A 13,868-nucleotide genomic window follows, 5' to 3' on the forward strand; every position below is an offset into this window, starting at 1 on the left:
CTCGTGCTGCTGGTGCTGGTCGGGTCGTCGAACGCGGTGAACCTCACCGACGGGCTGGACGGCCTGGCGATCGGATCGGTCCTCATCGCCTCGGCGACGTTCGCCATCCTCGCTTACGTCGTCGGGCATGCGGTGGTCGCCGACTACCTCGGCATCCCGAACGTGAAGGGGGCGGGCGAGCTCACGGTGTTCTGCGCGTCCCTCGTCGGCGCCTCGCTGGGCTTCCTCTGGTACAACTGCAACCCCGCGCAGGTCTTCATGGGGGACGTCGGCTCGATGGCGCTCGGCGGGGGCATCGGCACCGTCGCCGTCCTCATCAAGCAGGAGATCCTGCTCGTGCTCGTCGGCGGGCTCTTCGTGATGGAGGCGATCTCCGTGATCATCCAGGTCGCCTCCTTCAAGACGACCGGCCGGCGCGTCTTCCGGATGGCGCCCATCCACCATCACTTCGAGAAGGCCGGGTGGGCGGAGCCGAAGGTCGTCATCAGGTTCTGGATTCTCGCGATCATCTTCGCGCTCGTCAGCCTTTCGACGCTGAAGCTGAGGTGAGGGGGCATGGCGTCATGGAGCTGCGGGGGCGGAAGGTGGGCGTGATGGGGCTCGGAATGTCGGGCGCCGCCACGGCGCGCTTCCTTCTTGCGCGCGGGGCGAAAGTGGTCGTCAGCGAGGCGCGCGCCGAGAACGATCTCGGCGCGCTGCCGGCGGAGCTGCGCGCGGACGGGGCGATCGTCGAGTGCGGAGGCCATCCGCGCGACGTTTTCGCGGGGTGCTCCCTCGTGGTCGTGAGCCCCGGTGTGCCGCCCGCCCTCGACGCGCTGCGCGCCGCGGTCGAGCACGGCGCGGGAGTCGTGGGAGAGGTCGAGCTCGCGAGCCGCCATCTCCAGGGGACCCTCGTCGCGATCACCGGGAGCAACGGCAAGAGCACCGTCACGGCGCTCGCCGCGGCCATGCTCGACGAGGCCGGAAGGCGCGCGCGGCCGTGCGGCAACATCGGCCTCCCGCTCATCTCGCTCGTCGGCCCTCCGGCCGGCGACGTGTACGTGAAGGATCTCGGACGACCGCAGCCGACGGGGGGGGACGGTCCCGACGTCGTCTACGTCGCCGAGGTATCGTCCTTCCAGCTCGAGGGAATCGAGACGTTCCACCCGAAGGTGGCGGCGGTCACGAACCTGAGCCCCGATCACCAGGATCGCTACCCCGGCCCCGCGGATTACTACGCCGCGAAGGCGCGCGTCTTCATGAACCAGACGGCGGAGGACACCGCCGTGCTGAACGCGGACGACCCGGAGACGTGGTCGCTCCGCACGGGCCTTCGCGCGCGCCTCATCCCCTTCTCCATCGCCGGGAACGTCGCCGAAGGGGTCGTCCTCAGGGGAGGCGAGCTCGTGCACGTCGACTCGGGGCGGGCCGTCCCGCTGATGGAGTCGCGCGAGGTCCCGTTGCCGGGGCGCCACAACCTCGAGAACGTCGCGGCGGCGGCGGCGATCGCCCGGGCCCTCTCCGCTCCGCCCGAGGCGATCCGCCGCGCGGTGATCGCCTTCCAGGCGCTGCCGCACCGGCTGCGATTCGTCCGGCGCGTGCGGGGGGCGGTCGTCTACGACGATTCCAAGGCGACCAACGTCGGCTCGACGATCCGCGCGATCCAATCGTTCGAGACGCCCATCGTGCTTCTCCTCGGCGGGCGCGACAAGGGGGGCGACTTTCCCTCCCTGATCCCTCACCTGCGCGAGAGGGTGCGGGCCGTCGTCACCTTCGGCGAGGCGGGGCCGAGGATTGCGGCGCGCCTGAAGGGCGCCATCCCGATCATCGAAGGAGGGGCGCTCGCCGCGGCCGCGCGCGCCGCCGTCGAGGCGGCGCAGCCGGGGGACGTGGTCCTCCTCGCCCCCGCGTGCGCGTCGTTCGACGCGTACACGGGGTACGCGGCGCGGGGCGACGACTTCGTCCGCGTCATCGGCGAGATCGACACCGGGGGCGGGAGGGGCTGATGGCGGCCAAGCGGTCGTTCGACCCGATCATCTTCACCCTCGTCGTGCTCCTCTCGGCGGGCGGCCTCCTCATGATCTACAGCGCCTCCGCGGTGATCTCGCAGAGGCAGTTCGGCACCCCGTACCATTTCCTGCGCCAGCAGTCGATCGCGCTCGTGGCGGGGCTCGCCGGCATGGTCCTCCTGATGAAGATCGACTACCGGAGGCTGCAGAGCCCGTGGCTGACCCGCGGCCTGCTCGCGGTGACGCTCGTCCTGCTCGTCCTCGCGCTCCTCGGCGCGCCGACGAACGGCACGCACCGTTGGCTGCGCCTCCCCGGCGCCTCGTTCCAGCCGTCCGAGCTGGCGAAGCTGGCCGTCCTTCTCTTCCTCGCGGAGATCGTCGCGCGCCGGCAGGCCGAGATCGCGGAGCCGCGCGGCCCGATCCTCGGCGGGCTCGTCGCGGCGGGCGTCGTCGTCGCGCTCGTCGCGGTGCAGCCGGATCTCGGCACCGCCCTCGCGATCGCGATGGTCACCGGGGCGCTCCTCTTCGCGGCGGGGATGAAGGCGCGCTACCTCCTCGTCCCGGCGCTCCTCGTCATGGCGGCGATCACGGTGTCGGTCGTCTTCAACGACTACCAGCGCGGGCGCATCGAGACGTTTCTCAACCCCGACGGCGATCCTGGCGGCGCCGGTTACCAGGTCCGGCAGTCGCGCATCGCGGTGGCGTCCGGCGGGGTGACGGGCCGCGGGCTCGGCGAAGGAGGTCAGAAGCTCTTCTTCCTTCCCTACCCGCACACCGATTTCGTCTTCTCGAACATCGGAGAGGAGCTCGGGCTCGTGGGCACGGTCACGGTTCTCGCCGCGTTCCTCGTCCTCATGGCGCGCGGCCTCTACGTCGCGTCGCGCGCCCCCGACACGCACCTCGCGCTCCTCGCGTGCGGGGTGACCGTGATGCTCGTGGGACAGGCCTTCATCAACATGGGCGTCTGCCTCGGGATCCTTCCGGCGAAGGGTCTGCCGCTGCCTTTCATCTCGTACGGAGGCTCGTCGATGGTCGTGAGCCTCCTGTCCGCGGGCGTGCTCCTCAACGCCTCGCAGTACGGAAGCTGAAGGAGATGGGATTCGGATGCGACGTGTTCTCATCGCGGGCGGCGGGACGGGAGGGCACATCTTTCCGGCGATCGCCATCGCGCGCTCGCTCACCGCGCGCGCCCCTGGGTGCGAGGTCGTGATGGTGGGGACGGCGCGGGGCCTCGAGACGAAGCTCGTGCCCGAGGCCGGGTTCCGCCTGATCACGATCCCCGTCGCGGGGCTTCGGGGGAAGAGCGTCGGCGCCACGGCTCGCGGCCTCGCGATGCTTCCCCGCGCCCTCGGCGCGGCGCTCCGGATCACCGGGGCCGAGCGGCCCGAAGTCGTGGTGGGGGTCGGCGGGTACGCCTCCGGCCCGATTCTCGCGGCCGCGATCCTGCGGCGCATCCCGACCCTCATCCAGGACCAGAACCTCGCCCCCGGGATGACGAACCGCTGGCTCGCTCCGTTCGCGAGCGAGGTGGCGATCGCCTTCGACGGCGCGCGGCGCTTCCTGCGCGGCCGCGGCATCGTGACCGGCAACCCGATCCGCCCCGAGTTCGCGCACGTGCCTCCGCGCCCGAAGGGGCGCGCGACCCGGCACCTCCTCGTATACGGAGGGAGCCAGGGCTCGTCGGCGGTCAACGCGGCGATGGCCGACGCCGCGCCGAAGCTCGGCCGGCTCCGGGGGGCGCTCCGGGTCCTGCACCAGACCGGCGCCGCGGGGGTCGACGCGATGCGCGCCGCCTACGAGCGCGCCGGAATCGAGGCCGACGTGCGCCCGTTCGTCGACGACATGGCGGGGGCGATGGCCGGGGCGGATCTGATCCTCGCCCGATCGGGGGGCGGCGTGGCCGAGATCACGGCGGCCGGCCGCGGGTCGATCCTCGTCCCCCTCCCGACCGCGGCGCACGATCACCAGACGCACAACGCGCGCGCCCTCGAGGAGGCGGGAGCCTCCGTCGTCATCGCGCAGCGCGATCTGACGGGCGAGCGGCTGGCGACGACCCTCTCTCTTCTCCTGGGCGACGAGGCTCGCCTCGACGCGATGGCGGCGGCGGCCAGGGCCCTCGGCCGCCCCGACGCCGCCGATCGGATCGCCGCGCTGATCGAAGGGCTCGCCTCGTCGAGGGCGACGGCGGCGGAGGCGAAGGCGTGACGAGCCCGGCCCGGAATCTGAAGCCCGTCGCGGCGTCGCCCTCGCGGGGGACGCGCGCCTTCCGGAAGGCGTCGCGCCTCCACTTCGTCGGCATCGGCGGCTCGGGGATGAGCGGGATCGCCGAGGTCCTCCTGAACATGGGCTTCGCCGTCAGCGGCTCGGATCTCAAGGCCGGCCCCGTGACCGAAAAGCTCGTGCGGCTCGGCGGCCGCATCTCTTCCGGCCACCTCGCGGAGAACGTGCACGGCGCCGACGTCGTCGTGGTCTCCTCGGCGGTGAAGGCCGATAACGTGGAGGTGACCGAGGCGCACCGTCTCGCCATCCCGGTGATCCCGAGAGCCGAGATGCTCGCGGAGCTGATGCGGATGAAGTACGGCGTGTGCGTCGCCGGAAGCCACGGCAAGACGACCACCACGTCGATGGTCGCGCACCTTCTCGCGGAATCGGGGTTCGATCCGACGATCGTCATCGGCGGGCGGCTCGGGAGCCTCGGGGGGAGCGCGCGCCTCGGCTCCGGCGATCTCATGGTGGCGGAGGCGGACGAGAGCGACGGCTCGTTCCTTCACCTCCATCCGACGATCGCCGTCGTGACGAACATCGACGCGGAGCACCTCGATCACTACGGATCGCTCGAGGCGCTGCGGGACGCCTTCGCCGACTTCCTCAACAAGGTTCCGTTCTACGGTCTCGGCGTCGTCTGCCTCGACAATCCCGAGATTCAGGGGCTGATGCCGAGGCTGACGAAGAAGCTCCTCACGTACGGGGCGAGCGCGCAGGCCGATCTGACAGCGTCCGCCATCGAGATGAACGGCTTCGAGACGCGCTACGAGGCGTCGATGAAGGGTGCGCGGCTCGGCGAGGTGCGGCTCCGGGTTCCCGGCCGGCATAGCGTCCACAACTCGCTCGCGGCGCTCGCCGTCGCGCTCGAGTTCGACGTCGCGTTCGAGGACGCCGCGGCGCGCCTGGCCACGTTCCACGGCGCCGATCGCCGCTTCCAGCTCAAGGGGACGCTTCCCGGCGACATCCTCGTGGTGGACGACTACGGCCACCATCCGACGGAGATCCGCGCCACGCTGCGCGCCGCGAAAGAGGGATGGAAGCGCCGGATCGTCGCCGTCTTCCAGCCTCATCGCTTCACGCGAGTGCGCGCCCTCGCCGAGGAGTTCACGCGATCGTTCTACGAGGCCGACGTCGTCATCGTGACGCCGATCTATCCGGCCGGCGAGGATCCGATCGACGGGATCAGCTCGGCGCTCCTGTACGAGGGGATCCGCAGCCACGGCCACCGCGACGTCACGCTGGTCGCGGACCTCGACGAGGCCGAGGAAGCGGTGCGGAAAGCGATGCGCCCCGGCGACATCGTCGTGACGCTCGGCGCCGGGGACGTCGGGAGGATCTGCGAGCGCGTTCTCCTCCCTCGCGGCGGCGAGCGGAAGAAGCGCACCGTCCGCGGCCGCGGCCGGGACAATTAGAGATGGAGGACGGGATTGGACGTCGAACGCGCCCGCTCGATCGCGACGATCGCCGCCGAATGCGGTGTGAGCCTCGAGACGGGGAGACGGCTCGCGGACCTGACGAGCCTCGGGGTGGGGGGCGAGATCCGCACGCTGCTCCGGCCGAGGACGGTCGCGTCGCTCGCGTCTCTCCTCGGCGAGCTGCACGGCTTCGGGATTCCGTTCCGTGTCCTGGGGGGCGGGGCGAACGTCGTCGGCGGGCCGGGGCCGTTCGAGGACCCGGTCATCCTGACGCGGACGATCCGGCAGGAGCCGGCCTTCGAGGGGGCGATCGCCCGCGCGGGCGGGGGGTTCAACATCAAGCGCTTCGTTCGGGCGTGCGCCGCGCGGGGACTCGCCGGGCTCGAGTGGGCGGAGGGAATCCCGGGGACGATGGGCGGCGCGATCGTGATGAACGCGGGCTCGTACGGCGGGCAGATGTCGGACCACGTCGTCGAGGTCGAGTGGCTCGCGCCGGATGGAACGCGCCGGCGCCGCCACGTCGGACCCGGAGACTTCGACTACCGCACGAGCCCCTTCCGGTCCGAAGGGGCGGTGGTGGAGACGGTCTTCTCGTTGTTGCGGGACGACGTGCCCGCGATCGAGGCGAGGCTCCGGGAATTCCAGGCGCGCCGCACCGGCTCGCAGCCTCCGGGCGAGCGGAGCGCGGGGTGCATCTTCCGGAATCCTCCGGGAGATTCGGCCGGAAGGGTGATCGACGCCGCGGGGCTCAAGGGTCTCTCGGTGGGAGGCGCTTCGGTGAGCGAGGTGCACGCGAACTTCGTCGTGAACCGCGGCGACGCGACGAGCGAGGACCTGTTCGTGCTCATCGGGCGGATCCAGGAGGAAGTGGCGCGGCGCACGGGGATCGTGCTCCAGGAGGAAGTCATCAGGTGGTTGTGACGTGCTGACGCCCCCGGGAAACCAGGGTCCGGCGGCTCCCGAGGAGCCCCGCTACCTGAGGCCGGGGGGGAACCGCAGGGTGAGGCGGCGCCGCCAGCGGCGCACCGCGCTCGTCGCGTCGATCTGGTGCGCGGCGTGGCTCGCCGGGGCCGGCCTCGCCGCGTTCGGGTTCCGGACGGCGTGGCTGCTCCTCGTCGATCCCGACCGGTTTCCGCTCCGGCAGATCGTCGTGGAGGGGGCGGGGGAGACGATCGACCGCGAGGTCGAGGCGAAGCTGCAGCCTCTCCTCGGGAAGAACGTGCTGACGATCGACATCGCGGAGGTTCAGCGCGCGGCGGCGGGGAACCCGTGGGTCAGGGGATCGTCGGTGCGGCGCCGCCTTCCGTCGACGATCCTGGTGCTCGTCGAGCCGCGGAAGACCCTCGCGCTGGTCCAGGCCGCGGACGGCATCCACATGACGGACGCGGAAGGGTTCGACATCGGACGGTACGGGCCGAGGTACGCCGGCGTGAACCACGCGATCCTCACGGGGGTGGTCGGCGCGGAAGGGCGGGTGTCGCGCGCCCGGGTGACGGCGGGGATTCGCGCCCTCCAGGCGCTCGAGTCGAGAGCTCCGGAGTTCTCGGCGGGGCTTTCGACGCTCGACGTCTCGCGCGCCGATCGGGTCACCGCCACGCTCCGTGACTTCGTGACGCCGATCTACCTGAGCCCGGAGGATCCGGCGAAGAACCTGGGCTCGCTCGGCGACGTGAGACTGAGGCTTTCGGCCGCCGGTATCGGGGCGGAGTACATCGATCTTCGGTTCCGCGGCGAGATCGCGGTGATGCCGGACCGTACGGGAGAGAAGACGAGTGGCGCGTAACGAGAGGTACCTCGCCGCGATCGATCTGGGATCGACGAAGATCTGCTGCGTCGTCGGCGAGGTGCGCGACAACGGAACCATCGATGTCCTCGGCGTCGGCCGCTCGGCCGCCCGGGGGCTGAGGCGGGGGTCCATCACGAACCTCGACTCGGCGGTCGAGAGCCTGAAGGCCGCCGTCGACGAAGCCGAGACCATGGCCGGGGTGACGATCGAGAAGGCGCACGTGGGAATCGCGGGCGGGCACATCCGGGGTTTCAACAGCCGGGGGGTCGTCACCGTCGCGGGTCGCGATCGCGAGGTGGGGACCATCGACGTGCACCGCGTGCTCGAGTCGGCGCGGTCGATCTCACTCCCCCCGGATCGCGCGATCTTCCACGTGATCCCGCAGGAGTTCATGGTCGACGACCAGGAGGGGATCGGCGATCCGATCGGCATGACTGGCTCGCGGCTCGAGGCGAATGTGCACGTGGTGACCGGCTCGCTGACCGCGGTGCACAACATCACCAACTGCGTGAACCGGGCGGGCATCGAGGTGTCCGAGATCGTTCTCGACCAGCTCGCGGTCGCCGAGTCGGTCCTGAAATCCGAGGAGAAGGAGCTCGGCGTGGGCCTCGTGGACATCGGCGGGGGGGCCACGCACGTCGCCGTCTTCGAGCGCGGGGCGGTGAGGCACACGGCCGTCGTGCGGACCGGCGGCGAGCACTTCACGAGCGACATCGCCGTCGGCCTGAGAACGCCGATCCAGGAGGCCGAGCAGATCAAGGTGCAGTATGGTTGCGCCCTCGCCCGGATGGTCGACGACGACGAGACGATCAGCGTGCCGAGCGTCGGGGGGAGGAAGCCGCGCCGCCTCTCGAGACAGATCCTCTGCGAGATCCTCCAGCCGCGGAGCGAGGAGCTCTTCAACCTCGCGATGGAGGAGATCTCCCGGAGCGGGTACGAGGGGGCTCTCTCCACCGGCATCGTGCTCACGGGCGGCGGCTCCCAGCTCGAGGGACTCATGGAGATCGCCGAGCAGATCTTCGATCTGCCCGTGCGCCGCGGCGGGCCCGCGGGTGTCGGCGGGCTGGTCGACCTCGTGTCGTCGCCGGCGTGCGCGACCGCGGTCGGAATACTGCTCTACGGGGTGGCCCACAGGGCGCCGCGCGAGTCGATGCGCGTGCCCGCGTTCCTCACGGGCAGGGTCTCGCAGCGGGTCAAGGGTTTCTTCACGGATATCTTCGGGGCCGGCAGGTAGAGCTCCGGGAACAAGGGGGATCGATGATCACGATGGATGGTGGCCATGGCGCCGGCGACGCGCGGATGAAGCTCGCCTTCGACGACGATCCGATGGTCGGAGCGCGTATCAAGGTGATCGGCTGCGGCGGCGGCGGAAGCAACGCCGTCAACCGGATGATCGCCTCGCGGATGACGGGGGTCGAGTTCGTCGTCGTCAACACCGACTGCCAGGCGCTCAAGTCGTCTCACGCTCCGTTGAAGCTCCAGATCGGGTCGAAGCTCACGAAGGGTCTCGGCGCGGGCTCGAACCCCGACGTGGGCCGGCAGGCCGCCCTCGAGGACACGGAGAAGCTCATCGAGGTGCTGCAGGGAGCCGACATGGTCTTCATCACCACCGGCCTCGGCGGCGGCACCGGGACGGGGGCGACCCCCGTCGTCGCGTCGCTCGCGAGCGAGCTCGGCGCCCTCGTCGTCGGCGTCGTGACGAAGCCCTTCGCGTTCGAGGGGCGAAAGCGCCGCGAGCAGGCCGAGCTGGGCCTCGGCGAGCTGCGCGAGTGCCTCGACACGGTCATCTGCATTCCGAACGAGCGCCTCCTCTCGACCGTCGATCGGCAGACCACGCTCCAGGGCGCGTTCCTCATCGCCGACGACATCCTGCGCCAGGCGGTGCAGGGGATCTCCGACCTCATCACCATCCCCGGCGAGATCAACCTCGACTTCGCCGACGTGAAGACGATCATGAGCGGCATGGGAATGGCGCTGATGGGGACTGGCATCGCCACCGGCGAAGGGCGCGCCACGGAGGCCGCGCAGAAGGCGATCTCATCGCCTCTTCTCGAGGACGCGACCATCGAGGGGGCGCGCGGGGTGCTCATCAACATCACCGGCGGTCCGGGGATGACGCTGTTCGAGGTGGCCGAGGCCTCGAACCTCGTGCACCAGGCGGCGCACGAGGATGCGAACATCATCTTCGGGACCGTCATCGACGAGGCGATGGGGGAGACCGTCAAGGTCACGGTCATCGCGACTGGTTTCCGCGAGGTCCGCAAGGACGACGCGAAGGCCGTTGCGCGACCGGCGGCCGGGCGCCCTTCGTCCGATCCCGTCGCCGGGCGAAAGAACGCACGTCCCGAGACCCCGTTTCTCCGCAAGGGCCCGGGTCGGACGGTTCCGATTGGAACGGATGAGGGAGGTTATGGGCCGAATTTCACCAATCTGAGGGACGATCTCGACGTCCCCACCTTCCTCAGGAGGCAGATGGACTAGGATTTCACCGGGTTCGCCAGAGAAGTTTCGCGCGGCACGCAACCCGCGCGCGCGGCGGGTCGTAGAAGCCGATGCGCGCGCCGTGCGGGTTCAGCCTCAGGAGGCTCGTGATGCTCGGAATCCTCGCTCTCCTCGTCCTGGGAGTCGTCGGCCTGATCGCCGTTCCGGTCCTGCTCGTGCTGGCGATCGTCTTCCTGATCCTGAAGCTGGCGCTGGGGCTGGTGCTCCTGCCATTTCGCCTCGCCGGCCTCGTCGTGGGCGGCACGGTCGGGGCGATGGCCCTGATGGCGACAGGCCTTCTCGGGGCGCTCATCTTCGCCGTCCTCGCGATCGCGTTCTTCGGAGCCGTCCTGCTCCCCCTCCTCCCCCTTCTCGTCATCGCCGGGGGGGGCTACCTTCTTTACCAGCTTCTCCGGCCGACCCGCGCCGCGCGCGTCTGAACCTGCGGGAACCACCCGCCTCGCGCACATCCTCCCTGCGCTCCACCTGACCGATCCACGCGCGTTCGTCTCGTGCCGGCATCCAGGGAGACGTCTGCGCGCGCGCCGGCGCCGGCCGTCATGCAGGGCAGGAGGAGGACGAGGGGATCCGGCGACGAGCCGTGCCGGGGCGATGAAAAAAATCGCCCCGGCTGAGCCCGCGGGGGTGAGGCTGGTTGCGGGCCCAGCCGGGGCATGGGTCGAGGCGCGACGCCAGCTTACTACGGGTCGGGCAGACACCCACTGGCGCACGCGGGGTGAGGCCCCCCAGGCTTGGGGTCCTGGAGGCAAACCGGCTTTCGACGCTGCGGGTCGGTTCCCTCCGGAGCACGGAGGCCATCGCTGCTCCGGCAGACCCGCCTCATCGAAGACGGTAACCGACATATACAACAAAGATAACAGGGGGTCAAGGGGAAAGAATTACTTTTTTTGCTGTAAAAGCATAAGCCGGGACGAGCGGGACATCCCGCGGGTCCAAGGCTACGCTTCCCGACGACGGCGAGCGCCGTCGCGGTCGACCGCGAGAGGAACCGGAGTGGAGCGAAGCCAGGCTCGAATCGTCCAGGCGTCGATCGCCGCCGTTGCGGTCGCCGCGTCAATCGCTTCGTGGGCCGAGGCTTCTCAGGCGGAGCCGTCGCGGGAGGCCGCGCCTCCCCCGCGCGCCTCCGTCCGAATCGTCGCTCCCGCGGCCTCCGAGGTCGTCTACGGCACCCTCGTGATGAAGGCCGCGGTGATCCCGCCGACCGGCGTCAGCGTCGTGCACGTCGATTTTTTCGCCGACGGTCTCCTCCTCGCCTCGGACCCTCTCCCTCCCTACACGGCGGCGTGGGACGCGGGGAAGAGCCTTTCGTCCCATCTCTTTCGTGTCGTGGCGCGCTTTGCCGACGGGACGAGCGCGGAGGACCTCGTGACGACGCGAGGGCTCTCGATGGAGCACCACGAGCTCGTCGAGGGAACGGCGATTGAAAGACTCCAGATTCTCGTCTCCGTCGCCGACGCCTCGGGCTCGCCGGTGAAAGGGCTCCTCGCCTCGGACTTCTCGGTCCGCGAGGGGGATGCCCCGGTCAAGGTCACCTCGCTCGGAAGCGTCTCCGCCAGCTCCGACATACCGCTTTCGCTCGCCATTCTCGTCGATCGCAGCGGAAGCATGCAGTTCCACATGAAGCAGTGGGGGGCCGCGTGCGTCGACCTCCTGTCGGCCGTCAGGCCGATCGATCAGGTCCGCGTCTCGGTCTTTTCGGACGAGACCACGGTGCTCCAGGACTTCACCCATGATGCCGCCTCGCTCTCGGCCTCGCTCGCGGGGGTGATCCCGTCGGGGGGGAGCACGAGCCTCTTCCGCGCCGTCTTCGAGACGGTGCGAGACATGCGGGATCTCCCGGGACGCAAGGCCCTCATCCTGATGACCGACGGCCTGGACACCGACTTCGGCGGCTCGAGCCAGCCGATCACCGCGGCCATGTTTCCGGTGCTGAACGAGGCGGCGAGGATGGCGATCCGCTCCGGGGTGACGATCCTTCTCATCCTTCCGGGCCCGTCGGGGCGCGGGTACCTCGCCGTGCAGGATCTCGCGCTCCAGACCGGCGGCTGGTACATGTACCCGTCGCAGGATCTCCGCGCCCTGATGAAGCGGCTGGGGGAGCGCTTGCTCTCGGCGTACGTCCTCGAGTACGACGTGGCGAGGCCGCGCGACGCGGACAGGAAGCGACCCATCAAGGTCACCCTCACAGGGGATCACCCGGGGCTGGAGATCCGGACGTCGCTCGGCACGTACGCGCGCCTCGACGCGAACGAGGAGCTGAAGCGGGATCTCCGCGACGGAAACCGCCAGCAGCGGGCGCGAGCCGCCCGGGAGATGGGGCTCTCGGGGGGGGGGCCCGAGGTTGTCGCCGATCTGATCAAGGCGCTCCGCTCGGACTTCCCGGAGGTCCGGGCGGCGGCCGCGGCGGCGCTCGGATCGCGTCGCGAGCCCGACGCGCTGGGAAAAGTCCTCAAGCTCATCCACGACAGCGACGCCGACGTGCGCGCGGCCGCCTTCGAGGCGGCCGTGCGCTACGGGGCGGCGGCGCTGCCGTCCCTCACCGATCTCGCGCAGCACGGAGGGCCGGCCCGCGCCTCGGCGCTGCGCGCCCTCGGCGACATCGGAGATCCCGCCGCGATGGAGGTTCTCTCGGCCGGCATGCGCGAGAAGGACTGCGAGCTGCGGGCGGCCGCAGCGGACGGCCTCGGCTGGATGGCCGCCCTCAACCGCGGGGAGCGCGTCACGGCCGATATCCTTTCGCGCGCCCTCGACGATCGATGTCCGGAGGCCCGTGAGGCCTCCGCCATCTCGCTCGCGAGGCTCGCCGACCGGATCGCGCTCCCGGCGCTCCTCGAAATCGCCACTGCGGCCCCGGGGTCGCCCCGAATCCCGGATGTCCTTCGGGCCCTGGCAGGCTACCCGACGAAGGCGTCGGTGGACACGGTGGAGATCTTTCTGACCGCACCCGAGCCCGCCCGGAGCGCGGCGCGCGAGTCGGCAGCGGCGCTCTACGGCTTCTCGTTCCGCAACGGGGGGCCCGTGCCGCGCGAGGAGTCCCTGAGGCGGCTGGTCGCGCTCGGCGGCCACGAGGCGCTCATCGCCGTCGACGCGCTTCTCGCGCCCCAGGGGTCCGGCGGGGCCGAGGGAGCCGAGTGGCGCGCGCGCCTCGAGTCGGCTCGCGCGGCGATTGCGGGCGGCTAGAGGCCGGGAAGGTGTCTGGGTATCAGGGGGAGGTAGTCGGTCGGAGCCCACCATGGAGCGGGAAGGCTTCCCGATTCCCGCAGCCAGACGGAGACGAAGATCAGGGCGATGCCGAGGGCCACGGACATCACCGTCCCGTGCTCGCTGTTGTCGAATACGAGCTTGCCGTCGAATCTCGTGGTGTCGCCGCTCCGGTACGGCGTGAGCTGCGGCAGGAGATCCGGGACGGCCTTCTCGAAGCGCTCGTAGGCCTCGCCGTAGATCTTGCGGAGCCGATCCCCCTCGATCTTCCTCTTGCGAGGCATGTAGTACGCGTAGAACCCGATGAAGACGATCGGGACGAGGAGCGGCTGCGCGAGCACGCAGAATCCGGTCGTGATCAGAATCGTCCCTACGTAGAGGGGGTTTTTCACGTAGGCGTACGGGCCGGTCGTCGTGAGGCGCTTGTTCTTGACGAGGTGGCCGCACGCCCAGACCCTCAGGGCCAGTCCCGCGACGATGGGCAGAAGGCCCAGCGTCATCGACAGCGGCGACGGGCGCCGCGCGGTGTAGATCAGTGCGGCGAGGAGCGAGTAGACGATGGCGAGACGCCAGGTGGGTTTCTTGAGCCAGGCCATGGGCGGACCTCTCGGACGATGTCGCGCGTTCGATCGACGAAACGGGGCGCAGAGCGTACTCCAGCGGCGCCCGCTCGATCAAACGCCGCGGGCCGCATCCGCCTCGCTGCGGCTA

At 70.3% G+C, this 13,868-nt stretch carries 12 protein-coding genes; 11 read left to right on the forward strand and 1 reads right to left on the reverse strand.

Going from position 1 to position 13,868, the window contains the following annotated elements:
* The 11 genes from mraY to HY049_11760 form a co-directional block, all read left to right on the forward strand.
* Positions 1-549, forward strand: a 549-nt coding sequence (gene mraY / locus HY049_11710) for a phospho-N-acetylmuramoyl-pentapeptide-transferase (GenBank protein MBI3449566.1), incomplete at its 5' end; no start/stop codon positions are given.
* The gene (gene murD / locus HY049_11715; GenBank protein MBI3449567.1) at positions 546-1,985 is read left to right on the forward strand and encodes a UDP-N-acetylmuramoyl-L-alanine--D-glutamate ligase; all 1,440 of its coding nucleotides are present in this window, start codon (positions 546-548) and stop codon (positions 1,983-1,985) included. The genes mraY and murD, both read left to right, overlap by 4 nt.
* A complete protein-coding gene (gene ftsW / locus HY049_11720) occupies positions 1,985-3,076 on the forward strand; it encodes a putative lipid II flippase FtsW (GenBank protein MBI3449568.1) in 1,092 nt (363 codons plus the stop codon). Before murD ends, ftsW begins: the two co-directional genes overlap by 1 nt.
* Before the next feature lie 16 nt (positions 3,077-3,092).
* Complete coding sequence (murG, locus tag HY049_11725; GenBank protein MBI3449569.1) at positions 3,093-4,193, forward strand: undecaprenyldiphospho-muramoylpentapeptide beta-N-acetylglucosaminyltransferase; 1,101 nt, start codon at positions 3,093-3,095, stop codon at positions 4,191-4,193.
* A gap of 107 nt (positions 4,194-4,300) precedes the next feature.
* Complete coding sequence (locus HY049_11730; GenBank protein MBI3449570.1) at positions 4,301-5,665, forward strand: UDP-N-acetylmuramate--L-alanine ligase; 1,365 nt, start codon at positions 4,301-4,303, stop codon at positions 5,663-5,665.
* A gap of 15 nt (positions 5,666-5,680) precedes the next feature.
* A complete protein-coding gene (gene murB / locus HY049_11735) occupies positions 5,681-6,589 on the forward strand; it encodes a UDP-N-acetylmuramate dehydrogenase (protein MBI3449571.1) in 909 nt (302 codons plus the stop codon).
* Between the two features lies 1 nt (position 6,590).
* Positions 6,591-7,451 carry an FtsQ-type POTRA domain-containing protein gene (locus tag HY049_11740; protein ID MBI3449572.1) on the forward strand — a complete coding sequence of 287 codons (861 nt, stop codon included), beginning with the start codon at positions 6,591-6,593 and terminating at the stop codon, positions 7,449-7,451.
* The gene (gene ftsA / locus HY049_11745) at positions 7,441-8,688 is read left to right on the forward strand and encodes a cell division protein FtsA (GenBank protein ID MBI3449573.1); all 1,248 of its coding nucleotides are present in this window, start codon (positions 7,441-7,443) and stop codon (positions 8,686-8,688) included. Before HY049_11740 ends, ftsA begins: the two co-directional genes overlap by 11 nt.
* A gap of 65 nt (positions 8,689-8,753) precedes the next feature.
* Positions 8,754-9,935: a cell division protein FtsZ gene (ftsZ, locus tag HY049_11750; protein MBI3449574.1), complete on the forward strand. Its 1,182-nt coding sequence runs from the start codon at positions 8,754-8,756 to the stop codon at positions 9,933-9,935.
* 71 nt (positions 9,936-10,006) lie between these two features.
* Positions 10,007-10,375, forward strand: a complete 369-nt coding sequence (locus HY049_11755) for a hypothetical protein (protein ID MBI3449575.1) — start codon at positions 10,007-10,009, stop codon at positions 10,373-10,375.
* Positions 10,376-10,949: 574 nt separating this feature from the next.
* Positions 10,950-13,136, forward strand: a complete 2,187-nt coding sequence (locus HY049_11760; protein MBI3449576.1) for a VWA domain-containing protein — start codon at positions 10,950-10,952, stop codon at positions 13,134-13,136.
* Here the strand turns inward: HY049_11760 and HY049_11765 are convergent.
* The gene (locus tag HY049_11765) at positions 13,133-13,753 is read right to left on the reverse strand and encodes an isoprenylcysteine carboxylmethyltransferase family protein (GenBank protein MBI3449577.1); all 621 of its coding nucleotides are present in this window, start codon (positions 13,751-13,753) and stop codon (positions 13,133-13,135) included. The two genes, HY049_11760 and HY049_11765, sit on opposite strands and share 4 nt — an antisense overlap.
* Between the last annotated feature and the right edge of the window lie 115 nt (positions 13,754-13,868).

Source organism: Acidobacteriota bacterium, assembly GCA_016195325.1.
Lineage (GTDB): Bacteria > Acidobacteriota > Polarisedimenticolia > JACPZX01 > JACPZX01 > JACPZX01.